This window comes from Amycolatopsis sp. NPDC000009, from assembly GCF_055563465.1.
On the sequence record NZ_JBVHDI010000003.1, the window covers coordinates 586288 to 610499 of the forward strand.

26 protein-coding genes are annotated in these 24212 nt (G+C 69.5%); 9 read left to right on the top strand and 17 right to left on the bottom strand.

Annotated elements, in window-relative coordinates; all coding sequences use genetic code 11:
* Nucleotides 1-164: 164 nt before the first annotated feature.
* The 4 genes from ppk2 to ACZ3HL_RS12560 form a co-directional block, all read right to left on the bottom strand.
* Nucleotides 165-1160 carry a polyphosphate kinase 2 gene (ppk2, locus tag ACZ3HL_RS12545; RefSeq protein ID WP_465531057.1) on the bottom strand — a complete coding sequence of 332 codons (996 nt, stop codon included), beginning with the start codon at nt 1158-1160 and terminating at the stop codon, nt 165-167.
* Nucleotides 1161-1170: 10 nt separating this feature from the next.
* Nucleotides 1171-1626, bottom strand: coding sequence for a flavodoxin family protein (locus tag ACZ3HL_RS12550; protein ID WP_465530743.1), 456 nt, complete (start codon nt 1624-1626; stop codon nt 1171-1173).
* Nucleotides 1627-1687: 61 nt separating this feature from the next.
* Complete coding sequence (locus ACZ3HL_RS12555) at nt 1688-2590, bottom strand: serine hydrolase (protein ID WP_465420659.1); 903 nt, start codon at nt 2588-2590, stop codon at nt 1688-1690.
* Complete coding sequence (locus ACZ3HL_RS12560) at nt 2587-3468, bottom strand: LysR family transcriptional regulator (RefSeq protein WP_465530745.1); 882 nt, start codon at nt 3466-3468, stop codon at nt 2587-2589. Before ACZ3HL_RS12560 ends, ACZ3HL_RS12555 begins: the two co-directional genes overlap by 4 nt.
* Before the next feature lie 75 nt (nt 3469-3543).
* Here ACZ3HL_RS12560 and bla point away from each other — a divergent pair, with 75 nt between their 5' ends.
* Complete coding sequence (gene bla, locus ACZ3HL_RS12565; RefSeq protein WP_465530747.1) at nt 3544-4437, top strand: class A beta-lactamase; 894 nt, start codon at nt 3544-3546, stop codon at nt 4435-4437.
* A 52-nt stretch (nt 4438-4489) separates the two neighbouring features.
* Here bla and ACZ3HL_RS12570 read toward each other — a convergent pair whose 3' ends face one another.
* Together ACZ3HL_RS12570 and ACZ3HL_RS12575 are read right to left on the bottom strand one after the other, a co-directional pair.
* Nucleotides 4490-6364, bottom strand: coding sequence for a Calx-beta domain-containing protein (locus ACZ3HL_RS12570; RefSeq protein ID WP_465530749.1), 1875 nt, complete (start codon nt 6362-6364; stop codon nt 4490-4492).
* A gap of 389 nt (nt 6365-6753) precedes the next feature.
* Nucleotides 6754-7230 carry a MarR family winged helix-turn-helix transcriptional regulator gene (locus ACZ3HL_RS12575; RefSeq protein WP_465530751.1) on the bottom strand — a complete coding sequence of 159 codons (477 nt, stop codon included), beginning with the start codon at nt 7228-7230 and terminating at the stop codon, nt 6754-6756.
* A 92-nt stretch (nt 7231-7322) separates the two neighbouring features.
* Between ACZ3HL_RS12575 and ACZ3HL_RS12580 the strand changes: the two genes are divergently transcribed.
* Both ACZ3HL_RS12580 and ACZ3HL_RS12585 read left to right on the top strand, forming a co-directional pair.
* Nucleotides 7323-7748, top strand: a complete 426-nt coding sequence (locus ACZ3HL_RS12580) for a Rid family hydrolase (protein WP_465530753.1) — start codon at nt 7323-7325, stop codon at nt 7746-7748.
* A gap of 75 nt (nt 7749-7823) precedes the next feature.
* Nucleotides 7824-8219, top strand: coding sequence for an ATP-binding protein (locus ACZ3HL_RS12585; RefSeq protein WP_465420672.1), 396 nt, complete (start codon nt 7824-7826; stop codon nt 8217-8219).
* Nucleotides 8220-8234: 15 nt separating this feature from the next.
* Here ACZ3HL_RS12585 and ACZ3HL_RS12590 read toward each other — a convergent pair whose 3' ends face one another.
* The 3 genes from ACZ3HL_RS12590 to ACZ3HL_RS12600 all read right to left on the bottom strand — a co-directional run bounded on the left by ACZ3HL_RS12590 (nt 8235) and on the right by ACZ3HL_RS12600 (nt 10507).
* Nucleotides 8235-9005 (bottom strand): alpha/beta fold hydrolase, encoded by a 771-nt coding sequence (locus tag ACZ3HL_RS12590; RefSeq protein WP_465530755.1) that lies wholly within the window; start codon nt 9003-9005, stop codon nt 8235-8237.
* Complete coding sequence (locus ACZ3HL_RS12595) at nt 9002-9520, bottom strand: PadR family transcriptional regulator (RefSeq protein ID WP_465530757.1); 519 nt, start codon at nt 9518-9520, stop codon at nt 9002-9004. Before ACZ3HL_RS12595 ends, ACZ3HL_RS12590 begins: the two co-directional genes overlap by 4 nt.
* Before the next feature lie 84 nt (nt 9521-9604).
* Entirely contained in the window at nt 9605-10507 is a 903-nt protein-coding gene (locus tag ACZ3HL_RS12600; protein ID WP_465530759.1) for an NmrA family NAD(P)-binding protein, read from the bottom strand.
* Nucleotides 10508-10604: 97 nt separating this feature from the next.
* Between ACZ3HL_RS12600 and ACZ3HL_RS12605 the strand changes: the two genes are divergently transcribed.
* A complete protein-coding gene (locus ACZ3HL_RS12605; RefSeq protein ID WP_465530761.1) occupies nt 10605-11162 on the top strand; it encodes a TetR/AcrR family transcriptional regulator in 558 nt (185 codons plus the stop codon).
* Between the two features lie 47 nt (nt 11163-11209).
* Here ACZ3HL_RS12605 and ACZ3HL_RS12610 read toward each other — a convergent pair whose 3' ends face one another.
* The gene (locus ACZ3HL_RS12610; protein ID WP_465530763.1) at nt 11210-14902 is read right to left on the bottom strand and encodes a CARDB domain-containing protein; all 3693 of its coding nucleotides are present in this window, start codon (nt 14900-14902) and stop codon (nt 11210-11212) included.
* Between the two features lie 267 nt (nt 14903-15169).
* Between ACZ3HL_RS12610 and ACZ3HL_RS12615 the strand changes: the two genes are divergently transcribed.
* From ACZ3HL_RS12615 to ACZ3HL_RS12630, 4 genes are all read left to right on the top strand, one after another.
* On the top strand, nt 15170-15523 hold the full coding sequence (locus ACZ3HL_RS12615; RefSeq protein ID WP_465530765.1) for a hypothetical protein: 354 nt from the start codon (nt 15170-15172) through the stop codon (nt 15521-15523).
* 305 nt (nt 15524-15828) lie between these two features.
* Nucleotides 15829-16482, top strand: a complete 654-nt coding sequence (locus ACZ3HL_RS12620; RefSeq protein WP_465420688.1) for a S1 family peptidase — start codon at nt 15829-15831, stop codon at nt 16480-16482.
* Nucleotides 16483-16548: 66 nt separating this feature from the next.
* Complete coding sequence (locus ACZ3HL_RS12625; protein ID WP_465530767.1) at nt 16549-17547, top strand: LuxR C-terminal-related transcriptional regulator; 999 nt, start codon at nt 16549-16551, stop codon at nt 17545-17547.
* Between the two features lie 169 nt (nt 17548-17716).
* Nucleotides 17717-17848: a hypothetical protein gene (locus tag ACZ3HL_RS12630; protein ID WP_255432080.1), complete on the top strand. Its 132-nt coding sequence runs from the start codon at nt 17717-17719 to the stop codon at nt 17846-17848.
* Here the strand turns inward: ACZ3HL_RS12630 and ACZ3HL_RS12635 are convergent.
* From ACZ3HL_RS12635 to ACZ3HL_RS12645, 3 genes are all read right to left on the bottom strand, one after another.
* Nucleotides 17838-18068, bottom strand: coding sequence for a hypothetical protein (locus tag ACZ3HL_RS12635; RefSeq protein WP_465420692.1), 231 nt, complete (start codon nt 18066-18068; stop codon nt 17838-17840). The two genes, ACZ3HL_RS12630 and ACZ3HL_RS12635, sit on opposite strands and share 11 nt — an antisense overlap.
* 55 nt (nt 18069-18123) lie before the next feature.
* Entirely contained in the window at nt 18124-18876 is a 753-nt protein-coding gene (locus ACZ3HL_RS12640; protein WP_465420694.1) for a trypsin-like serine protease, read from the bottom strand.
* 74 nt (nt 18877-18950) lie between these two features.
* Nucleotides 18951-19919 carry a LysR family transcriptional regulator gene (locus ACZ3HL_RS12645; RefSeq protein ID WP_465530770.1) on the bottom strand — a complete coding sequence of 323 codons (969 nt, stop codon included), beginning with the start codon at nt 19917-19919 and terminating at the stop codon, nt 18951-18953.
* Between the two features lie 93 nt (nt 19920-20012).
* On the opposite strand from ACZ3HL_RS12645, the gene ACZ3HL_RS12650 reads away from it, so the two are divergent.
* Nucleotides 20013-20975 carry a M64 family metallopeptidase gene (locus ACZ3HL_RS12650; RefSeq protein ID WP_465530774.1) on the top strand — a complete coding sequence of 321 codons (963 nt, stop codon included), beginning with the start codon at nt 20013-20015 and terminating at the stop codon, nt 20973-20975.
* Nucleotides 20976-20981: 6 nt separating this feature from the next.
* Here the strand turns inward: ACZ3HL_RS12650 and ACZ3HL_RS12655 are convergent, their stop codons facing one another.
* The 4 genes from ACZ3HL_RS12655 to ACZ3HL_RS12670 form a co-directional block, all read right to left on the bottom strand.
* Entirely contained in the window at nt 20982-21431 is a 450-nt protein-coding gene (locus tag ACZ3HL_RS12655) for an SRPBCC family protein (RefSeq protein ID WP_465531059.1), read from the bottom strand.
* Between the two features lie 74 nt (nt 21432-21505).
* A complete protein-coding gene (locus ACZ3HL_RS12660) occupies nt 21506-22396 on the bottom strand; it encodes a helix-turn-helix domain-containing protein (RefSeq protein ID WP_465530776.1) in 891 nt (296 codons plus the stop codon).
* Nucleotides 22397-22406: 10 nt separating this feature from the next.
* The gene (locus ACZ3HL_RS12665) at nt 22407-23462 is read right to left on the bottom strand and encodes an LLM class flavin-dependent oxidoreductase (protein WP_465530778.1); all 1056 of its coding nucleotides are present in this window, start codon (nt 23460-23462) and stop codon (nt 22407-22409) included.
* Between the two features lie 128 nt (nt 23463-23590).
* On the bottom strand, nt 23591-24202 hold the full coding sequence (locus ACZ3HL_RS12670; protein WP_465420704.1) for a SecDF P1 head subdomain-containing protein: 612 nt from the start codon (nt 24200-24202) through the stop codon (nt 23591-23593).
* Nucleotides 24203-24212: the final 10 nt, after the last annotated feature.

Consider the following 24212-nt stretch of genomic DNA (forward strand, 5'->3'; position numbering starts at 1 on the left):
TTTCCCACACGGCCGGAAGCTGGCGGATACCCGACATGGCAGGATCTCGACACCGCGCAACTCGCGTGATCGAACACGTGACTCGCGTGCTCAGAGGCGTAACTCGCGTGTTCCGCCTTCAAGCACGCGAGTTACGCCTCTGAGCACGCGAGTCACGCCTTCCGTCACGGATGCAGGCCCGGGCCGTGATCGGGGTCCGGCGACGGCGCGATCGGGGTCGGGCTGAGCGACGCCTCGTCCTCCCCCTCCTCCAGCAGGGTCGCCGCGGCGCCGACCACCTTCAGATCCGGATCGCCCACGGCGTCCGCGTCCTTGTCCGCGTAGTCCACGCGAGCGAGGACACTGCGCATCGCCTCGACGCGCGCCCGTTTCTTGTCGTTGCTCTTGACCACCGTCCACGGCGCGATCTCCGTGTCGGTGGACCGGAACATCGCGACCTTCGCCTCGGTGTAGGCGTCCCAGCGGTCGAGGGACTTGATGTCGTTGGGGCTCAGTTTCCATTGCCGTACCGGGTCGACCTGCCGGATGAGGAACCGGGTGCGCTGCTCGGATCTCGACACCGAGAACCAGAGCTTGACGAGGATGATCCCGTCGTCGACGAGCATCTCCTCGAACGTCGGCGCCTGCCGAATGAAGCGCTCGTACTGGTCGTCCGTGCAGTACCCCATCACCCGTTCGACACCGGCGCGGTTGTACCAGGACCGGTCGAACAGCACGATCTCGCCCTCGGTGGGCAGGTGGTTCACGTAGCGCTGGAAGTACCACTCCCCCTGCTCGCGTTCGGTGGGCTTGCTCAGCGCCACCACGCGCGCGCCGCGCGGGTTGAGGTGTTCGGTGAACCGTTTGATGGTGCCGCCCTTGCCCGCCGCGTCGCGCCCCTCGAACAGGATCACCATGCGGCCGCCGGTGTCCTTGATCCAGTACTGCAGTTTCAGCAGTTCGATCTGCAGCGACCGTTTCACGACGTCGTAGTCCTCGCGCGACATCCGCGTCGTGTACGGGTAGTTCTCCCGCCACGTGTCGACCGGCGAGCCGTCGGCGCGGAGCAGGACCGGGTCGTCCGCGTCGTCGTAGTCGACGACGAGACGCTGGTCCCTCAGTTCCGGGAAGTACGAGTGATCGAGCACGCGCCGCTGATACCCGAGCCGGACGGCGCGCAAACGCCGTGCGTCAGCCACCGAGCCCTTCGGCGAACCGCCGCGCCGCTTCGAGATCGGCTGTGCCGGGCCGGTTCTTGCTGATGCCCCCGACGAGCCTGAACGGGAGCCAGGTGTCGAAACCCCGGCACGAGAACGTGCCCGCCACCTCGAACCCCTTGCGGCCGAGCGACCGTGCCAGACGACGGATGTAGCGCCGGAACGGCGGTTCGGGCAGCCCGCTCGTGGTGAACACGAACGCCTTCCCCCGCTGCTTCGGCGGCATCTCCTCGACGAACCGCCGCAAGCTCGGATGGAAGTCCATGCCGAAGATCCCCGAGCCGAAACCCACGAGGTCACAGGTATCGAGGTCGGCCGGGTCGATCTCCTCGGGGCTGACGACGCGGGCGCCCAGAACCCCGGCCAGTACTTCGGCGACCCTCGCCGTGTTGCCGTGCGACACCGAAACGCACACGATGACGACCTTCATGCCAATCCTCCACTTCGCCGGTCCTTCCCCTGAGAACCGGGCAGCGGCGGAAAACGTGACATCACCCTTCGCGCAGGTGATCCCGCAGCGCCCGCGCCACGCGGGCCATCAGCACTTCGGCCTCCGGCTGGATCGCGGCGGGCACCCGGGATCCGGTCAGCGCGGCGATCGCGTACCGCCCGCCGTCGGCGTGTTCGACCACCCCGACCTCGTGCCGCAGGTTCAGCACCGTGCCGGTCTTCGACGACCATTTCGTGGCGTCGGAGACGAAATCGGGGCTCAGCCGCTGACGCAGCAGGTTCAGTCCCATGAGTTCACGCACCCGCGCCGCCACCTGCTCGTCCACTTTGGACGGTTTCCACAGCGCTTCGAGGAGGTTCACGAACGCGCGGGCCGAACCGGAACTCGCGCGCGTGACGTCGAGCTGCGGAACAGGATGGCCTCGCCCCGCGGTGCCCGCGTTGATCGCGAGTGCGTGCGCGAGGTGGACGTCGGCCGGGGCGAACCGTTCGGCGGGCGTGTCACTGAGGTCGGCCGCCGGATGCCGTGCGGTGATCCCGGAAACGCCCCATTCGCGGGTCATCCGGGTGACCTCGGCGGGCGGTGTCAGCGCGAAGAGCGCGTCCGCGGCGGTCTCGTCGCTGATGGCCATCGTCAGATAGAGCAGGTCGTCGATCGCCACCCTGGCCGGATGCCGGAACCGCGTCAGCCCGGTCGGTCCCGGGGCGGTGGCCCGTCCCGGCTCGACGTCGATCGGCGCGGAGCCGTCCAGTTCGCCCCGGCGGATCCGCTCCAGGGTCGCCGCGGCGAGCGGGATCTTCACCAGCGAGGCGCTCGGGAATTCCAGGTCGGGGTCGATGCCGATCTCGTATCCGGTCCGCAGATCGCGCACGAGGAAGGAACCGCGCAGGCCGCCGTCGTCCAGTTCGGCGCGCAGCCCGAGGAGCAGCGCCTCCGTGTTCATGTCGTCTCCTCCGCGCCGAGACACCGGGCGATGTCCGGCCACAATCGTGCCCGGAGCCGCTGCGCGTCCTCGCCGGGCCCCGCCGTGATCTCGAACCCGCGCGCGAGCCGGAGTTCACCGATCGGCCGCCAGTTCAGGCCGAGCCCGGTGGCCTGGGCCGCCGAGCAGAGCAGCAGATCGTCCGAACCGAACACCGCCGCGGCGGCCGCGGTGAGGGCTTCGGCGACGGACACCTGCGCGGGCCGCAAGCCCACCGAGTCGCGGATCCGGAAGAGGCGATCCCGGATATGCGGCACGTCGTCCTCCGGCTGGATCCAGACCCGGCGGGGCGACCGGCCGGACCGGCCGACGCGCAGCGTTTCCAGGTGGAGCGCGTCCGCCCGCGGCCTTCCCCCGCCCGCCAGCCCGAGCGGCACCGTCCAGGTGCCTTCTTCGGCGGGAACGGCCGTGAGTGCCGCGCGGACCTCCTGTGTGCGCACGAGTTCCGCCCGTTCCCCCGGCGGCGCCTGCCGGAACTCCAGGAAGACGTCCAGCGCTCGCGCCGCCGCGTCGAGTTCGGCGAGCTCGCGGACGGTGCAGGTATCCGGCATCGCCAGCCGCATCGGCCGCAGTTTGGCGCGCTGCGCGTCGTGCTCCATCGCGTCGGCCAGTGCCACCAGCCGTTTCGCCGACGGCAGCATGTCCCGGCCGAACGGCGTGAGCACGGCCCGGCGGGTGGAGCGATCGAACAGCCGCTCGCCGAAATGCCGTTCCAGCGCGGCGATCCGGCGGCTCGCCACCGGCTGGGGGATACGCGCGATCGCGGCGCCCGCGGTGAAGGTCCCGGCCTCGCTCACGCTCACGAACGCCCGGCAGCTCCCGATCAGGTCCACGAACACATACTATGCCGATCACGCATGAAAGAGGTCATTCGTGTCTTGGACAGCATGACCGGTGCTGGGCAGACTGCGGGCATGTCCGTCACTTCTCGCCGCTGGGCCGCCCTGCTGGCGCTCTCGGTCGCGTCACTCGCCGCGTGTTCCACGCCTGCCCCCGCGCCACCGCCCGCCGCCGCTTCGCCGGTCGCGACGACCGGGCGAGCCGACTTCGAACAGCTCGAACGCACCTACCGCGCCCGGCTCGGGGTGTATGCGGTGGACACCGCGACAGGCCGCGAAGTCGCCTTCCGCGCCGACGAACGTTTCGCCTACGCCTCGACCCACAAGGTGTTCAGCGCCGGTGGCGTCCTGCGGCGGACACCGGTCGCCGAACTGGACCGCACGGTGACCTACGACCGGAAGGACCTGGTCGTGAACTCGCCGGTCACGGAGAAACACGTGGCGAAGGGGATGCCGCTGCGCGCCGTCATGGACGCGACCCTCCGGTACAGCGACAACACCGGCGGGAACCTGCTCTTCCGCGAACTCGGCGGCCCCGAGGGTCTCAACGCGGTCCTGCGCGCGATCGGCGACACCACGAGCCACGCCGACCGGATCGAACCGGAACTCAACGACACCTTCCCCGGCGACACCCGGGACACGAGCACACCGCGTGCGCTCGCCGCGAGCCTGCGCGCCTTCGCCCTCGGAGACGCCCTCCCCGAGGACAAACGCAAGATCCTCGTCGACATGATGCGGGGCAGCACCACCGGCGATCAGAACATCCGCGCCGGGGTGCCCGGCTGGCCGGTCGCCGACAAGACCGGGACGGCGTCCTACGGGACACGCAACGACATCGGGGTCGTGTGGCCGCCGAACCGGGCGCCGATCGTCATCTCGGTGCTGACCGACCGTTCGGAGAAGGCCGCCGAGATCGACAACAAGCTCCTGGCCGACGCGACCGCGGCCGCGGTGAAGGCGCTGCCCTGAACGAACCGCAGGGACGGACGAGGTTCCGTCCGTCCCTGCGGGTTTCAGCGACTCAGCGACGGCAGGGGTTGCCCGCCGGATGCGCCGAGGTTCCGTGCACGTCGGCCTGGGACTCCGCGAGCACGATCTTCGCGAGCGCGGTGTCCAGTGCGACGGCCTGCTGCTTCACCACGCCGTTCGCCACGGTCTGGCCGTTGAGCTTCAGCGAACCGATGACCAGCGGGATGGTCAGCGGCGCCGAGCCCACGGTGATCGACTCACCGTTGATCTTCAGCGAAGCGACATTCGAACTGCCGGCCAGCACCGGGGCGAGCCCGCCCGGCGACGGCTGACAGGTCGCGGTCGCCTGCGACTGGATCACGCCGAGTTCGATGGTCAGCCCGAGCGTGCTGATCACCGTCTTGTCGATCTTGGCCGACGCCAGCGCGCGATCGCCCGCGGCCGGGGCCGCCGACTGGTCGTCCGGCGTGAGATCGGTCGACGCGGTCAGCACCTTGGTGTCGACCTTGATCAGGCCGGCGTTGAGCGTCGCGGCGGCGACGGTGCTGCTGTCGTCGGCACAAGGCAGGTTCGCCGGATTGGCCCGCGCCGCGGTCACCCCGAGGACGTTCGCCGCGGTGCCGGTGCAGGAGAAGACGCCGTCACGGTCGTCGTCGACGATCGTGCCGACCCCGGTCGCGTCGATGAGACCGGCACCCGACGGGGCCGAAAGATTCACCGTGAACGTCTCGTCCGGCTCGTCGACGGTGTCCGGGTTGACCAGGACGGTCACCGGCCTGGTCGTCTGGCCCGGGGCGAACGTGACCGTCCCGCTCGCCGCCGTGTAGTCGGCGGGCGCGGACGCGGTGCCGTTGGCGGTCGCGTACTGGACCGTCACCGGATTCGGGCTGGGGCCGCCGAGCAGCGACACCGTGAACGTCGCGGGCACCTGCGCGCCACCGGAGCCCTCGCCGACGGTCACGTCGTCGATGCTCAGGCCGAGAACGCGCACGGTCGTGGTCTCGATGTATCCCCGCGAAGCCCCGTCGACCTGGTAGTCGACGACGCACTGGTAGGTGCCGGGAGCGGCGCCGGCGGCGGCCTTGATCGTCTCGGTGAACGTGGCGACCCCGCCGCTGGCCACCGTGACGCTGCCCGGCTCGTTGGTGACGGTGAGCTGCGGATCGCAGCTGGTCACCTTCGGGGTCACCGTGACCTCGATGGACTTGATGCCGTCCAAAATGGCCTGGGAGACCTGCCCGGCCGGGACGTTGTTCAGCAGCACCCCGCCCGTGGCCGAGGTGATGGCGGAAGCCTGCCCCGTGGCGTCGAGCGCGCCGACGTTGACGGCGACCACGCGGATCTTCGCCGCCTGCAACGCCGCGATGGTCTGGGCCAGGGTGTGCCCGCCGCTCGGGTCGTGCGACGGCGCGTCGCCGAACCACGCGATGATGCGGGTGCCGTCCGGCCGGAAGGCGACCGCGCCGGTGGCCAGCTGGTAGAGCGCGTTCAGGTTCGCCTCGGGCGTGTCCCCGCCGCCCGAGGCCACCCACTGGTTGATGCCCGCCTGCACGGCTGTCGTGTCCCCGGTGATGCCCTGATTGACCTTGAACGGCACCGAGTCGGTGAAGTCCTTGTACTCGGCGACACCGAACTGCGCGGTCGGCTGCGCGGCCAGGACGTCACCGGTGATGGCGCCGGCGTTCGACCGCACGTTGCCGATCGGCCCGCCCATGCTGCCCGTGGTGTCCGCGAGCAGGACGAGATCGGGATTCGGCGGCACGGCCGAGGTCGTCACGTTCTTGGTCACGGTCGTGCTCTGCCCCGCGTTCAGGGTGAGGTCGAGCGTGGCCGGGTCCACTCCCGGCGGAGCCGCGGCGGCGACCGCGGTGGACGCGAGCATCGCCGAAACGGCGGCCAGGACGACGAGCAATGGTCTTCGTGACATGGACTTCCCTTTCGAGACCCGGCCGGGGCCGGAATTCCTGTGGGCTCGGTGAAGAAGACGGAATATTTCGCTTTTCGTTAGCGGGAGGACCGGACTTCACCCGGAGCGCCCTGCGTCACGCACCCAACGGCCTGTTACCGGGGATCCGGGCTACTCGGACCAGGTCCGCGTTGCGCCGTCCAGTCGAAGGACGTTCGGCACCTCTCACTCTTCAGTGTGAGAGGTGCCGAAGATTTCGGCGTTTCCCGTGATCACTCTCGCCGGGCGAAAATCTGAAGTCACCAGCGAATGCGCACCGAATGTCGCAACGCGGCCCGCCGGCCGATACCGCGGCGAGACCTCGTGTCGGGCGGGTCAATGGTGGAGCGCGGGTCGTGAGTGGCCCTCACCTAAGCGAGATCGGCGGGCCGTGTCCGCAATTTCGCGGCGATCCGGGCCAGCGCCTGCTGATCCTCCGCGGTCAAGGGGTCAAGGACGAGCTCCCGCACCGAACGGACGTGCGTGGGCGCCGCCGCGACGACCACGTCGTAGCCGTCGTCGGTGAGCACGGCGAGCGTGTACCGGCCGTCGCCGGGGTCCGGCATCCGCTCCACCCAGCCCCGCTGCTCGAAGCGTTTGACCACATTGGACAGACGCGAGAGCGAGCCGTTGGCGAGGTAGGCCAGCTCGCTCATCCGCAGCCGCCGGTCCGGAGCCTCCGAAATATGACTGAGGGTCAGGTACTCGAACAGCGTCAGCCCGGCGTCCTGCTGCAGCGGCGACTCGAGCCGTCCCGGCAGCAGGAGGACCAGGGAGACCAGTCCGGTCCAGGCCTCCTTTTCGGCAGCGGACAGCCACAGCGCTTCGTCGGGGTCCGGGGTGGCCATGGCGGAACCTTACCCAGAACTCGATGCCTTCACATGTGAAGTCAAATCGTGCTACGTTCACTTCAAGGATGAAGTCAGCGAGAGGATCCACCATGCCCCAGCCGGAGTTCTTCGCCACGCCTGGATACGGCGACCGGCAACTGAAAGTGATGCGCTACAGCCAGGCGGTGCGCGTCGGCGATCGCGTCGAGATCTCGGGACAAGGAGGCTGGGACGACGACTTGAACTTCCCCGAATCGCTCGAGGAGGAGATCGTCAAGGCCTTCGAGAACGTCGAGCGGACCCTCGCCACGGCAGGCGTCACCTGGCGCGATGTCATCGCCGTGAACTCGTACCACGTCCCGGAAACCCCCGGTTTCCTCGGCGAGACCCACAACCGCGTGATGGTCGAGCAGTTCCGCGCGCATATGGGCGACCGAGCGCCGATCTGGACGGAGACCGGCGTCCCGGCCCTCGGCGCGCCGAAGATGCGGGTCGAGATCAGGGTCACCGCGATCGCCGGGACTTCCGACGTGTGAACCCCGCGCTCCGTGGGTATCTCCCGACTGCGCCCATGCTCTTGGCCAAGCTGGGAAATCCGCTAAGGAGAACGCGTGGGTATAACGAGAACACGACAGGCTTACGAATGCCCCGCCGGCATCGCCCCGCCGCTCGGGGAGATCCGGGCCTGGCTGCGGGAGCGGCTGAGCGAGGTCGGCCGCACCACCATCGCGGACACCGAGTTGCTGACCACCGAACTGGTCACCAACGCGCACGAACACGCGGACGGGGTCGCCGAGCTCAGGGTCTCCGTACCGTCCGGCCGGGACGTCGTCCGTGTCGAAGTCGACGACCACCGGCCGCGCCTGCGGCCGTACCGCGTGACCAAGGCGGACCCGACGAGCCCCCGCGGGCGAGGGCTGGCACTGGTCGAGGCGATCAGCGCCCGGTGGGGTGTGATCGCCCGCGCGGGACGCAAAACGGTGTGGGCGGAGATCCCGGTGCTCTGACACGCTCGCCGGCGGTCAGCTCACGAGACGCGGATCCACGGTTCCCCCGAGCCAGGCGCGAAGGACTCCGTTGAACAGTTCCGGGTTTTCCACGTTCCAAATATGGTGCATCCCCGGCACGAGCCGCGACCGCGTCTGGGGCGCGGCCCGCGCGATTTCCGAAAGCGAGCGTCGCACCGCCGCCGAATCCTTCTCCCCCGCTGTCGCGAGCAGCGGCCCGGTATAGCGGCCCACTTCCGCGGGCACACCGCCCGCGCAGACCTCGGCGGCCATCGCGGACGCGGTTTCGCGGCGCACCGAGAGACCGTGCTCGACATACCGGGCTCGTGCGTCGCCGGGAAGCCCGAAGACAGCCGCCTGGGCGCGCCAGTACCAGCGAGCCCGCGAGAACGCCGTTTGCAGCCCGCAGTACAAGCGCATCCCGGCACCGGCGGGCACGAGTGGCGCGCTGGTGAGGAACGCCGAACTCACCCGGCCCGGATGCCGCGCCAGCACGCGCAACGCCGTGAGCGCTCCGAGGGACAGCCCGACGAGATCGAACGGACCGTCGACGCCGTGCCCGGTCACTCTCGCGACGACGTCGTCCGCCACCGCGTCCAAGCCCGGCCAGTCCTCGCCGACCCGTTCGCCGAAGCCCGGCAGATCCGGCGTGAGCACCGTCCGATCGTCGAACGCGGGAAGTTGCGGCTCCCACATCCAGTTCGCGACGTTGCCGCCGTGCAGCAGCACCACCGGCCGCTCCGCCGTGGCCGTCCCGGCGGAATGCACCTCGGGGAACGCGCTCACGCGAGTTCCTTCTCGAGCGCGTCGAGCCAGTCCAGTTCGACGCGCAGGTGTGCGATTCCGTTGTCCAGTGTGGACAGTCGAAGCCTGGCCGCCCGGTCGGGCGCGCCAGACTCCGCCCGCGTCCGTTCGAACCGCTCCAGCCGCGCCCGGGTCACCTCGCGGTGCGCCGCCAGGAGGGAGCGGAAGGCGTCACCATCGAGATCCGCGCCGAAGAACACCCGCGCGAGGAACGGATCGCGTTCGACGTGCCGCTCGGGCTCACTCGCCAGCCACTCGGCGAGCGCCGCCCGCCCTGCCGCGGTGATGCGGTGTTCCTGCCTGTCCGGCGCCCCGGAACCGGCCACCTTCTCGACCTCGGCGAGCCCGTCCGTGACGAGCCGGGCAAGGGTGCGATAGATCTGCGCCTTGTCCGCCGCCCAGAAGTGCCCGACGGTCGAATCGAAATGGCGTTTGAGGTCGTAGCCGGTCATGGGCGCGAGGGCGAGCAACCCCAGGATGAGGCGGGAGAGAACCATGTCACTAGTAGACTAGTCACCTATAGGACTTGTCAACTAGTGCGCCCCCGGTCGGCTCGATGCGCATGCCCCGACGATCACGTACTACGCGAGGTGTTTTCGCGCCCAGTCGGCGAATCCGGTGAGCGGGAGGCCGAGTTCCCGCGCGAATTCCGGTCGCCCGGGCTGGCCGACCACGTTCAGCCACTCGTGCGAGGCACCCATCGGCGGCATCCCGGCGGCGACCGCCTGCTCGACGGTCATGTCCGGCGCCGTCAGCGGCGTGCCCAGCACACTCGACAGGACTTCGGCGATCTCCGCCATGGTCAGGAAGTCGCTCGCCAGCTCCAATTCGACCCCGGCGAACCGCTCCGGTTCGGCGATGGCCGCGGCGGCCGCGGTGCCGATGTCGTCGACGGCCGCCAGAGACAGCGACGTCGACGGCTTGATGACGCTCACCAGACCGCCGTCCACCCCGCGCGGGAACAGGAACTTCATGTCGGGCAGGAAGTTCTCCATGAAGAAGCCCGGCTTGAGCAGTGTCCACTGGGGAAATCCGGCTTCGCGGAGCCGGTCCTGGATCGCAGCCTTGGCGCCCAGCGTGGGCTCCATCGACATCCAGCGCCCTTCGGCCCATCCGTCCGCCTCGACGTGCTGACCGGCGCCCGAAACGGAGGTGTGCACGAACTGCGGCACCCCGGCCGCCCTCGCGCCTTCGATGAGGTTGACGCCTTGACTCACCTCGCCGGCGAAGTCGAATCCTTCGGCGCTCATGCCCGGCATCTGCACCGAGAAGACGGCACGCGCGCCCTTGGCCGCCCGGATCACGGAATCGACGTCATGGAGATCGCCGACGACGAGTTCGGCGCCGAGCGCTTCGAGGGCTTTCGCCCTGGCCGGGTCGCGCACCAGCGCGCGGACGGGAACACCGGCCGCGAGCAGGGCCCGGGCGGTCGCACCGCCCTGCCTGCCGGTGGCGCCGGTGACCAAAACGGGTGCTGGGGACATGGTGACTCCTTCGGTCGACTAAGTGGCGGGGCCCGCCACTTATCGTCCGCTACAATATGGCGGGGCCCGCCACTTATGCAAACTCCGAGGTGAAGACATGTCCGACGGCCGGCGCGCCGACGCACGGCGCAACTACGCGCGCATCCTCGCGGTCGCCGAGGAGGAGGTCGCGGCGCACGGCTCCGGCGCTTCCCTGGAGCAGATCGCGCGGACCGCCAACGTCGGCTCGGCGACCGTCCGGCGCCACTTCCCCACTCGCCGGGCGCTGCTGGAGGCGGTCTCCGCGAACCGGATCGCGGCGTTGTGCGCCCGCGCCGCCGAGCTGACCGGCGAGGACGACAGCCGGAAGGCGCTCCTGACGTGGCTCGACGAGGTCGTCACCTACTGCGTCTCCGCCAGGGGTTTGGCGGCCGCGCTCGCCTACGACGGCCCACTGGAGCACGAGAACTCCTGTTCCGTCGCGATCGAGGAAGCCGGGGATCCGCTCGTGCGGCGGGCCGCGCGGGACGGTGTGGTGTCCCCGGACGTCACCGTCGCCGACCTGATCACCCTGATCGTCGGCATCGTCCTGGCCACCGAGCACTACCCGGATCCCGCCGCCCAGGCGGACCGGCTGTTCCGGCTGGCCATCGCGGGTCTGAGCCCCCGGCCATGAAACAGGGCCGGAGCGGTCTCCCGCTCCGGCCCCGGATCACCTCCGGCCTACCGTGTACGGCGGCCCGACGAGACCACCGCCGGCACCGGCCCGCCGTTGATCACGAATTGCGACCCCGGCTGACGAACGATGTCGCCGTTCGCGGAGTTCGTGATCGTCACGTTCGTCAAGGTCGCGCTGCCGCGGGCGCCGCTCATCGCGAGGATGCCCGCGCCGTTGTTGGACTTGTCGATCTTGACGCCTCTGAGGGCGGCGGTCACGACGCCGCCACCCGTTTTGAACTGGACACCGTCGTAGGTCGAATCGTGGATCTCCGTGTCCCGTAGCACGACCCCGGGGATGTCCTTGCCCTGCGCGAAGAACGTGATCGCGCCGAACTCCTGCTGTTCGCCCCAGAACACGCCGCCGCAGCGGTACAGGGCGTTGTTCGCGATGAGCGTCTCCCCGGAGAACGGCAGCGGATCGTGGTCCGTCGCCAGCATGATGCCCGGGTAGTTCATCGTGTCGTGGACGATGTTGTTCTCGATCTTGTTGCCGTAGCCGCCGTAGACCGCGATCCCGTTGGCACGCCACGGGAGCTGGATCGTGTTGTTGGCGAACACGTTGTCGTGCGCGATGTCCTGCGACGGATCCTTCACGTATTGGTTCGCCCACACCGCGAGCGAGTCGTCACCGGTGGTACGGAACGACGAGTTGAACACCTTCGAGTTGCGGGTGCCGTTGGTGAAGTTGATGCCGTCGGCGTAGGTGTTCCGGATCCGCATACCGCTGAACTCGAGGCCGTCACCCGGGCCCCAGAGCGCCGGGACGTTGCTGTAGTCCCGGCCGACCCACGCGCCGACGTTGGCGTGCTCGATCCACACGTTCGTGATCTTCGTGCCGGTGCCGAACCGGCCGTTGAGACCGACACCGCCCTCCGCGCCGCCGTCCCCGCCACGGATCCGGCCCGAACCGAAGATGGCGATGTCGGAGATCTGCGTGTTCTTGTCGATGTCGAACCCGAAGTTGCCCTCGTGCGGATGGTTGATGCCGCCCGCGTTCTGCGGCTCGATCAGCGAGTACAGCTGCGAATGCCACATCCCGGCGCCACGGATCGTCACGTTGGAGATGCCGATCTGGTTGTACTGGCCGCCGCCGTTGGGCACGTTCGGGTCGTCGGTCAGGATCTTCTTCTCCTGCCGCCACTGCCCCGCCGGGATCCAGACGCAGGTGATCACGCCGTTCTGGTCGTCGGTCACCGCGCGCTGGATCGCCGCCGAGTCGTCGTTCCCGTCGTTCGGCACGGCGCCGTACTCCGTGATCGACACGCAGTTCGCGGGCTTCGCAGACGCCGGGGCGACCTCTTCCAGATCGATGAGGTCGACGATGTAGAACGCCGCGTTGTCACCGCTGTCCCGCTGCAGCTTGAATTTCGTGCCCGGCGGATACGACCGGGACAGCAGCGCGTGCGACTCGTCGAACAGCCGTCGCGCGTTGGCCTGCGGGGTGTTGGTCAGGCCTTCGGGATCGTCGGTGCTGCCGTAGAGCCAGCTGTGCTTCGACGACAACGTCAGCTTCTGCGCGAAAGTCCCGTTGACGTACAGGCTGAGCGTCGCGTCCTGCCCGCCACCACCGGGGGCGTCGGGAATGGAGTTGCGCACGACGATCGAGTTCGCCTGGTTCGCCGACGTGAACTCCACGTACTGCCCCTGATTCGCCAACCGCACGGACTTGCGGCCAGAGGATTCGGTCGCGAAGTTCGTGTGGCCGAACGTGCGAAGCGGGTCGGCTTCCAGCAGTTGTCCTTGGTACTGCGCGGATTCCGCCTCGTATTCGACGTACGGGACCGCCGCGCCGCGGCCCACGACGATCGCCCTCGACAGGCTGTTGTTGGACTCGTTGGTCTCCGTGACCGCGCCGTTCGCGTCGGCCGTCGCGGTCAGGGTCGCGCCACCGTCGGCGGCGGTCCACGTGCCCGAGATCGCGACGTTCGCGGTGGCACCCGCCTCGATCGCACCGGTGGTGCCGGTCAGCGTGGTGCTGCCGACAGCCAGCCGCGTCACCGAAGCGCCCGCCACGCTCGTGCCGCGGTTGTGCACCGCGACGGTGAAGGACACCGCCGAACCGGCCGCCGGGTTGGGCGGATTCGAGGTGATGCCGGTGACCACCAGGTCGGGCCCCGGCGCCTGCGCGACGATCAGCGATGTCGGCGACGTGTAGGTGTTGTTGGTTTCGTCCTGTTCGGCCACCGTGCCCGCCGGGTCGGCGGTGGCGGCCACGGTGTAGGTCCCCTGTGGACGCGTTCCCGCGTCGACGGTCACCGTGGCGGACTCGCCGGCGGCGAGCGCCCCGACCGCCGCGTCACCGACGACGGCGCCGCCGAGGCTGACGTTCACGGTGGTGGCGGCCGCGTTCGCGGTACCGGTGTTCTTCACCGTCGCGGACACGGCCAGCCTGCTGGTCTCCGTCGGGTTCGACGGCGTCCAGGTCGTGCCGGTGACGACGAGGTCCGGGTTCGGCGCGGGAGTGCCGATCACCTGGAATTCCGCGACCTGACCACCGGGCGCGCCGGAGTTGGCGAAGAACTGCAGGCGCACCTCCGAAGCGCGCCCGCTGACCGGGACGACGACCGAGTTCTGGTTGGTGGCGGGGTCGAAGCGGTGGTCGGCTCGCGCCGCAAGCGTGGTGAACGCGGTGGCACCCTGCGCCCGGCCGAGAACCTCGAAATTCTGTGTCCGCGCGCCCCAGATCGCGTCCGGGTTGAGCTTCACCACGACCGAATCGACGTCCGCGTCGACCCCGAGCTTCACCGTCAGCGCGTTCGGGTAACCCGCCGCGGATTCCCAATACGTGGCGGTGTCGTTGTCGTTGGCGTTGGCCGCGACGAACGAATGGACGGTCGACGTGGCCTCGATCGGTTTGCCCGCCGCCAGGTTCGCTCCCGCGCTCGTCCCGGAGCGCACGACGTGGTTGCTGTCGACGGATTCGTTGCCTGCCGCGTCCTTTGCGCGCACGAAGTACTCGACCCGTGTCCCCGCGGGCCTGGATTCGGTGAACGTGGTGCCGATGATCGTGGTGACCGGCGTCCCGTCGCGATAGACGGTGTAGCCGGAGACGCCGACGTTGTCCGCCGAGGGCGACCAGGTCAGCCGGATCTGACCGGCGGCGGGCTCGGTCAGCGCGAGATTCGCCGGCGCGGTCGGCGCCTGCGTGTCGCCGGTGTCCGGCCCGTACAGCTCGAATTCCGAGAGCTGCGCGGCGGGCCACCGCGAGTTCGCGGTGACCTGCAGCCGCACGTAGCGGGCCGACGTGGTCATCGGAATGGTGACCGTGTTGGTGCCGGGAGCGAACGCGTAGCCGGCCGGCGCGGCGAGGTCGGTGAACGCCGTGCCGTCGGTGCTTCCGCGCACGGCCAGCGTCTGGGTGCGGGATTCCCAGCCGACGGGCAGTTTCAGCACGATCCGCGAGAGGGACTTCGCCGTGCCGAGATCGGCCTGGATCCACTGCGGGAAGGCGTTGTTGGCGGATTCCCAGTAGCTCTCCCGGTTTCCGTCGACGGCGTTCGCGACGGGATAACCGGGCAACGCGCTGCTCGCCGACACCGTGCGCGTCAATGGCACTTCGGCGAGCGCGGCCGGAACGGGGGTGGCGACGGGATCGGGAGGTGGCCCGCTCGCGGCGGAAGCGAGGGAGAGTCCGGCGACGGAAAGCCCCGAGACCAGGAGACCGGCGATGAGCCGGGACAGGCGCATACGTGTCATGGCGTCTTCTCTTCTTTGAGACGGCGGGGAGGGAGCCAGAGCCGTACGAGCATGCAACAACCCGGGGACAAAATGCAAGAAGTTGACACGTTTCAGAAATTTTGCGACTGCCGCTGGATGCCGTGTCGACCGGCCGCTCCGCTTACGCACGTACTCCAGCTGTCGCCTCTTTTGGCGCCCGCAAAGGAATACGGGATCGCGTATTCCTCAGATACGGAGTACAGCTGTACACTGAATGCAGTGGAGCCGCGTGGAGGTCGATCCCTGATGGACGTGACGAAAACCCTGAGGTCCGCGCTCACCGGGACGCCGAACGAGTCGAGGGCCGCGGTCCGGGAGCTGCGACGGGAGACCGAAGACCTCGTGGCGCGCCGTGCGGGCCGGACGGCGAACCGGCTGACCGAACTGGGCGAGCGGCTCGCCGATCTGGTCCTGCTCTCCGGCGGCAGGCTCGCGGGCCTCGCCGAGCGGCACGGCATGCCCGCGGGCGAGGGAGTGCGCCGGGAGGCGGGCCGGATCGGCGACTCGGTCGAGCGGTGGTCCGTCACGCTGTCGGAGCGGACGATCCTGCTCGCCGAGGAGCTGCTCGATCCGCAGCCGTCCCGGAAACGCCGCCGCTGATCGGCTGAGACGTGTCGCGAAAGCCACTTTCGCGACGCCTGATGTCCCCAAAGTGGCTTTCGCGACACGCCGATCGCCACTCACGACGCCGCCCGTGACCCATCGGTGCCATCGGCACTCACGTGCCGAAAGCGCTGGTCCGGTTCCCGTCTTTAGTCGCTATCAACCGCCGTATCCGCCTGCCTAGCATGGGAAAACCGATATCGGATCCGGCCGGGCGATCCCTGGTGATCCGCCATGGCCGTGAACGGGTGACCCGTCGATTCCCCATTCCTTTCCCGATTCCCCTGCATTGGAAGGCACCCATGCGCATCCGAGGTCTCCTCACCGCCCTGCTGTGCGCGGCCGGGCTCACGACTGTCGCGCCCGCCGCCGTCGCGGCCCCCATCATCGACGGCGAATACGCCCAGTCCGGCCCGTGGGCGGCCATGATCGAACAGAACGGGCAGCAGTGGTGCTCCGGTTCGATCATCAGCTCCCGCTGGGTGCTCACGGCCGAGCACTGCGTCGACGAACCCGGTGCCGACTACTCCGTCCGGGTGGGCGACGTCGACCACCGGGCCGGAACGTACGCCGTGGTCACCGGCATCCACACCCCGTCCAGCGGCGCCGACATCGCGCTGCTGAGGCTCGACCGCTCGGTGAGCACGACGTACGCGTCTCTCGGTACTTCCGTCGCCGTCGGCGACACCGAACACGTTTATGGCTGGGGTTACAACGAAGACGGCGACCTGCAGCGCTACCTCAAGGTCGCCCGGATGACGGTGACCAGTGTCGGGAGTGGACTGATCAAGGCCCGCCGGGGTGACGGGCTGACCAACGGCGGCGACTCCGGCGGCCCGGTCTTCGTCGGCGGCAAGCAGGTCGGCGTGCACATCGCCGGCAACAAGGTGGACACCTCGACCCACACCAGCATCTCGGCGAACCGCTCCTGGATCCGCGACACCTCGGGCGTCTAGGGTTCGGCGAACCGGTCCGGGAGCGGTGGCGGCACCGCTCCCGGACCGCTGAGAGGCAGGTGGAAAGTGGAATCGACGGCTCCCCCGGACGGGCTCGGCGCGCAGCTGACCAGGCTGGGTCTCGGCGAGACCGCCGCCCGGATCTACCGGCGGATGCTCGAAAGCGCCCCCGTCACCGCCGGCGAGCTGGCCTGGAGGGAGGGCGACGCGGAGACCGTCCAGCTGGCACTGAAGGAACTGGCCGACGCGGGGCTCGCGGTGGAGTCCGGAGTGGACGGGTCCGCATACCTCCCCGCGAACCCCAGCGAAGCGCTCACGGCACTGACCACGCGACGGCAGGCCGAACTGCACGACGCGCGGCTCGCGGTCCAGACCGCGTATCGCGCCTTCCGGCGCGCGCATTCGGGGATGCCGGACGCGCAGGACCTGCTCGAAGTGGTCACCGGCGACGCCATCGTCCCCCGGCTGCGGCATCTCGCGACCACGGTGCGGCACCAGGTGCGCCGCCTCGACTCCCCGCCCTACTTCACCGGTGGCCGCCGGAATCTCCTGGAGGAGGAGCAACTACGGCGCGGGATCAGCTACCGATGTGTCTACAGTGGAGCGTCGCTCGGCGATCCCGGCTACCTCGCCACGAACATCCTGCCCTGCCTGCGGGCAGGCGAACAGGCCCGCCTGCTGCCCGAGCTCCCGGTGAAGCTGACGCTGTTCGACGACCGTGCGGCGACCATCGCGCTGACGATCCGCGAGGCGGATCGCAACCAGTCCATCGTCATCGTGCGTCCCTGCAGTCTTTTCTCCGCGCTGGAAGGACTGTTCGAAACCTCGTGGGCGGCGGCGCTTCCGCTCGACCGGCATGCCCGCACGGCCGACCAGCCGATCAGGCCGGTCGAACGGGAACTCCTGCTCCTGCTCGCGGCCGGACGGAAGGACGACGAGATCGCCGCCGAACTCGGCGTCAGCAGGCGCACCCTGTTCCGCTATCTCGAAACCCTGATGGACCGGGCGGGCGTGTCCAGCCGGTTCCAGCTGGGAGTCTTCGCCGCGCACAACGACTGGCTCTGACCACCTCCGCATTTAGTCCTCTGAATGCGGTACTTAGCGATCGAATTACCGCATTCAGAGGACTTAAATGCGGGGGTGGGCTCACCCGGCCGGGGTCACCCGGATGGACCTTCCCCGCTGCGCCGAACGCGCCGAGAGCGGATGGTGAGGTGGGAAGGAGGGCGGAATCATGGGGAATCACCGGCACCACACCGGCACCGCGTCGCTCCGGATCGCCACCGCCGGCCTGCGGGTGATCGCGGTCGTCGTCGCGGTCGCGGCCTGCGCCTGGCTCGCGCTCTGGCTCGCGTTCACCCTCTGAGTCCCGCCGGTCCCGGCTGGGCTTCCGGCGGGCTCTCGGGCTCCGGGATCGGGCGGTCCGGCCCCGGATCGGGAACCCGTTCGGGCACCCCGGGATCCGGGACCGGCTCCGGCCTGCCCGGGTCCGGCACCGGTTCGGGAATCCCGGGGTCGGGGACGGCGGGGTCCGGCGGCATGGGGTTCGGCGGCGCCGGAGGCGCGGTCATTCGAGTACTCGTCATCGCACTACCTCCTGCCCACGCCACTACCCGCTCCGCCGCCGGACGAAACGAACCGTTAGGCCGTTCGGGTGGCGATCCAGTCCGCGATGACGTCGGCGCGCGAGGTCGTCTCGATCCCGGCGTGCGGGCAGTCCGGCCCGGTGGCCTCCAGCGACACCAAGACGCCGCTCTCGCCTCCCGGGACGAAGTACGGCGCACCCGAGTCGTACGTGCAGGCACTGGTCGTGATCGAGGGTGCCGCGCCGCGGACGCCGATCGTCGTCGGGGCCACCGTCGCCACCTGGACCGTGCCTTGCTGCATCCGGGTGGCCGGAGCGGGGTTCTTGGCGGTCAGGCTGCCCCAGCCCGCCAGCGTCAGCTGCTGGCCGATCTTCGGGAGCACCCGGTTCACCGTCAGCGGGGTCACCGTCGTCACCGGGGTGTCCAGTTTGATGAGCGCGACGTCGTTTTCCTTCGCCTGCAGCACTTCGGTCGCCTTGCGGGCCACGCCTGACTCGATCGACTCGTCGACGAGGCCCAACGTCACCAAGGTCGGGTACGGCACCTTGCCCGCGACGCGCTTGCGGTGCGCGTCGTGGAAGCAGTGCCCGGTGGTGACGACCCAGCCGGGCGCGATCAGCGCACCCGTGCAGTAGCTGCTGTAGGTCGAGCCGTCCGGGCGTGGGATCTTCGTCATCGCGATCTTCGCGACGAACCCGAACTGCCCTGGTGGGACATCGGTGCCGTGGGCGACGTCCGGCGCGGCGAGCGCGGCCGGAGCGGTGGTGATGGTCAGGACAGCAGCGGCCAGCAGGGCGCGCAGACGCAATTTCTTACCCTTCGTCGAGGAGGTGATCCGAGGCTAGGACCCCTGCGCGACAAGGGGAATTCCCCGACCAGGTGTCACCCGATGGCACGCCGGGACGGTGGTTCGCGACGTTCGAGCCAACACCGGTAGGGGTGGCTGCTTTCGGTGTCGGACCGGTAGGCCGCTTCGGCCGCGGCGATCAAGACGGCGCTGTCCGCGCCGAAAGCGCCTTCCGTGCTCCAGGCGATCAGATACCGCATCCACAGCGGATCCCCCGTGAGTGGCCGGATCGCGATCCCGGGTGAGGCGGGAAAGGTGACCTGGCACGGGGAGATCGCCCGGCCGGCGGCGATCAGCCGTTGCAGGGGCCGCAACTCGGTGCTCCGGTGCGCCACCTGCGGCCGGAATCCCGCCCGCGCACAGGCTTCCTCGAAACACTCCGGCCAGCCGGCACCGTCGGACGGTCCGAGCACCCACCGCTCCCCGGCCAGGTCGGCGAGGTCGATCTCCGCGCGGCGCGCGGCCGGATGGTCCGCGGCGATGGCCACGAACACCGGTTGCGTGGCCAGCGGCCGCGACGCCACCCCGCGGGCGGGCGGCAGGACGTGCCCGGGATAGTCGGCGACGACGGCCGCGTCGAGTTGCCCGCCTGCCACGAGATCCAGCAACCGCGAGGGCGAGAACTCGGTGGTCACCGAAACCGCTTGCCCCCGGCCGGAATCACCGAGGCGGTCCGCCAGCTCGACGACCATCGAACCGCCGATCCCACCCAGCGCGACAGGACGCTTTTCGCCGTCCGCCAGGAAACGCGCCGCGTCCCGGTGCATCGTGTCCGCCGCGGCGAGGACGGCGCGGGCACGGACGAGCACGCATTCACCGAACGCCGTCGGGAAGACCCCGTCCCGCCCCCGGACGAACAAGGTTCCCCCGAACGCGCGCTCGATCCGTTGCAGGGCAGCGGTCAACGCGGGCTGAGTGCTCCCGAGCCCGATCGCCGCGCGCGTGATGCTGCCCGCGTCGGCGACCGCGCACACCACTCGCAGGTGACGTAACTCGACGTCCATCACGCGGACCTTATGGCCACTTGGGATGTGCCGGAAGCCGTCGAAAGTCGGGATCGTTTTTCGTATTCCCCTCCCTCCCCGCAAGGAGTACGCATGCGACGCGCCTGCCTCATGGTCGCGCTGACCGTCACTCTCGCCGCCACGTTCCTTCCCGCGACGGCGTCGGCGGCTCCCCCGTTCACGACGTCGATGGAGGCCTTCGAACCAGGAGGAACCATCACCAGGGTGGACGTCACCCGGCCCGCTTCGGACCGGACCGCCGCACCGCAGCAGATCACGAACGCCGCCGCGGTGACCCCGATCGAAACCAACGGCCCGAGCGAGACCACCTTCGACCTGGTCTTCGTCGGTGACGGGTACACCTCCACCCAGCTGGGCACGTACTCGCAGCACGTGCGCAACAGCATCGCGGCGCTGTTCGCCATCGAGCCGTACAAGAGCTACCGCAAGCAGTTCAACCTCTGGCAGGTCGACGTGGTGTCACCGCAGTCCGGTATCACCAACGACCCGACCCAGGGCATCCGGCGCAACACCGCGCTGGGCTCGTACTTCTGGTGCGGCGGTATCGAACGGCTGTTGTGCGTCAACGAAACCAAGGCGAACCAGTACGCCGCGGCCGCGCCGGACGTCGACCAGGTCATCATGCTGGCGAACACCACGAAGTACGGCGGGGCCGGTGGCGGCGTCGCGACCTCTTCGGGTGGCAACATCCAGGCCAGCCAGATCGTCGCCCACGAACTCGGGCATTCCATCGGCGGGCTCGCCGACGAATACGACTACGGCACCTGCGACGCCCGCGAACCCCGGGAGCCCAACGCTTCCGCGCTCACGGCCCAGCAGATGAAGGACCGCCGCGCCAAGTGGTACGCCTGGCTCGGCAAGCCCTCCCCGGACGGCGGCACGGTCGGCGTCTTCGAGGGATCGCGCTACTGCAAGACCGGAATGTACCGCCCCAGCGTGAACTCGCTCATGCGCACGCTCGGGCAGCCCTTCAACCCGCCGAGCACCGAAGCGATGATCGCGGGCTTCCACCGCGAAGCCGCCCATCGGCACTGATTCCCGTCATGGCTTCTCGGCCGGGCCGCCGGCGTGCTCGGCGAGCCCGGTCGCCATGCCGCGCATGAAGCGGCGAAGGTACCAGCGGAAGATCCACGCGTTGCCCTTGCCGACGCGATACGTTCCGTGCCAGCGGATCCGGGTTCCGCCGCCGGGTGTTTCGCACAGGTCGACCGAGGCCTGGTAATCGACCATCACCGGGACGTCCACGCCCTCGTAGGCGAACCGTCGTTCGGGGTCGAGGGCGGTGATCCGCTCCTTGGTGACCGTCTTGCCGGTCCGGAAGGCCCGCACCGCGCCGACGTCGTCGCGTCCGTCGGCGGAAAGTCCTTGTGACGCGGCGACTTCCAGGGATCCCACCCGTGACCAGACCGGCCAGCTGCGGGCGTCCAGCAACAGTGCCCACACCGCGGCGGGCGGCGCCGTCGATTCGGCGGTGACGTCGTACAACTGCATTCCAGAGCTACTCACATCCCTCACCCTAGAAATGGGCGGGCGGGGCCACCATGCGCCGGATTGCGGGACGACGATCAGGAATTGCGGTACTCCGACGGGCGCGCTCCGGTGTGTTTCAGGAAAGCGGCCGACAAGGCGCCCGGAGTGGCGAACCCGCATCTGCCCGCGATCCGGGCGATCGGGAGATCGGTGTCGCGCAGCAGCCGTCGCGCTTCCTCGATCCGCAGGCCGCCGAGAAAACGGTGCGGGGTCTGGCCGGTCTTCTCCTTGAAGACCCGGATGAAGTGGTAGACGCTCAAATGCACTTCCGCGGCGATTTCGGCGACGCTGAGCGGTTCGGCCAGCCGCTCGCGCATCATCGCCACCGCGGCGCGGACCCGGTGGTCCTCCCGGCCCGCGCTCGGCGGCTCCGGTTTCCGCGTGTGGCGGGTGAGCAGATGCACGGCGAGGAAGGCGGCCGCGGATTCCGCGTAGAGGTCGTCCTGCTCCCTGGCGTTGCCGACCGCCCGGACCAGCTCGTCGAGCAACGGGTCGCCCCCGGCGACGGACGCGGCCATCGCCTCGTGGTCCACCGCGCGGCCACCCAGCCGCGCCGCCACCGATTCCACCGTCGTGCCGGGGATGTGCACCTGCAGGCTTCGCATCGCTTCGTCACCGCGGTAGCGGCGCTGCAGGGGCATGCCGGGAACGGCGAGTTCGAGCCGTCCCGGCCCCCACTGGTGCCGGTTCCACCGGCCATCGCCGCGGGTCTCCATCTCCGCCCGCCCCGAAAGCGGCAGGACCAGATGCAGATCCGCGACGCCGGGCAGCCGCATGTCCTCGGCGACGGGAACGTGGTCGAATCGCTGGACGAGCAACGACTCCCAGCCGGAGTCCTCCCAGCTGCAATAAGTCCGCCGGACATAACGGGACATGTCGAAACCGGTGTACGGCTGAAGGTCGAATCGCTCGGAATCGAACACCACGCCTTCGAGGCTAGCCGAGCAGCTCCTTCACGCGCGGGACGACCTGCTCGCCGTAAAGCCGGATCGAGTTCAGGCGCTGCTCGTGCGGAAGCGCGCCGACGCTGTATTTGAGCTGGAAACGCGACAGGCCGAGGGCCCGCACGGCCCACGCGATCTTCCGCGCGACGGTCTCCGGAGAGCCGACGAACAGTGCGCCGCGCGGCCCGGCCATGGCGTCGTAGTCGGCCCGGGACATCGGGCCCCAGCCTCGTTCGGCGCCGATCTTGGCGAAGGCGGCCTGGTGATGCGAGAAGTGCTGGGCGACGGCGAGTTCGTCGGTCTCGGCGACATGGCCGGGGCTGTGCATCGAGATCGGCAGCTCCTGGTGACCCGCCTCCTTCACCGCGCGCCGGTACAGGTCCGCGAGCGGGGCGAACCGCTCCGGCGACCCGCCGATCACGGCCATCACGAGCGGCAGGCCGTACGCGGCCGCGCGGACGACCGACTGCGGGGTGCCGCCGACGCCGACCCAGGCGGGCAGGCTGCCCGATTCGGTGACCGGGAAGGCCTGCGCGCCCTCCAGTGCAGGGCGGACGGTCCCGGACCAGTCGACAGGCTTCTCCCCCTGCAAGTGCGTGAACAGGTCGAGCTTCTCGGCGAAGAGCGCTTCGTAGTCCTCCAGCGAGTAGCCGAACAGCGGGAACGACTCGGTGAACGAGCCCCGGCCGAGCGTGACCTCGGCGCGTCCCCGGGAAACGGCGTCCAGCGTGGCGAACCGCTCGTACACGCGCACCGGGTCGTCCGAGCTGAGCACCGTGACCGCCGTGCCCAGCCGGATCCGCTCGGTCCGGCCCGCGATCGCGGCCAGCACGACGTCCGGCGAGGACACCGCCATCTCGGCGCGGTGGTGTTCGCCGACGCCGAAGTAGTCGACGCCCACCTGGTCGGCGAGGACGCCCTCGGCCACGACCTGGCGGATGGCTTCGGCCTGGCTCACCGGCTGGCCGTCCGCGCCGTTCTCGACGTCGCCGAACGTGTCGAGGCCGAAGGTCGGCTCCTGCGGGGTGCCCAGGATCTCGTATCCCATGTCCAACTCCTCAAGTAGTTGAACGCTCAAACGTCGGTCACGGTGATCGTATTCCGCCAGGCGCGCCAGGGGCCTCGTGAGTGGCAAGGACGGTTAGAACCGTCCTTGCCACTCACGAGGAGGTGAGGTCAGGCGCCGGCGATGTCCCGCGCCAGCTGACGGGCGTCGTCCATGGTGAACTTGCCGGTGATCTGGGTTTCCCCGCCGATGATGGCGGACTGGATCATCGGCGCGGTCAGCACCCGGCTCTTCAGCACCATCGCGACCTGCTTGCCGACGTTCGCCGCGGTCCAGTCGGCCCACGTCCGCGCGCCCGCGTCGGTGAAGCTGAGCCCGACGAGCGGGCCACCCGACTGCGAATCGAGCTGGGCGCTCGCCCGGCTGAGGTCGGCACCGGTGAGGAAGGCAGGCCCGAGCAGGTATTTGGTGCCCTGCACCCGGTCACAGCCGACCAGCGGAAGCGCCGGATCGTCACGGCCGTCCAGCGGATCCGTTCCCGCCGAGCAGTCCAGTGCCGCCGCGGCGGCCTGCTGTTCGGCGGGATCGGTGCTCTGCCGGTTGGCCGCCGCGCCGGTCGCCGGACCAGGCGGAAACTCCGTCAGTACCGGGCGGAACCGCAGCCGCGACCCGTCCTTGATCGCGAAACTGTCGCCTCCGGGCTCGGCTTGACCGGAAACACCGCCCTGACATCCGGTGACACCGAGCAGGACGAGGGCGACCGCCACAAGGATGTTCCGCACAGAGGCATTC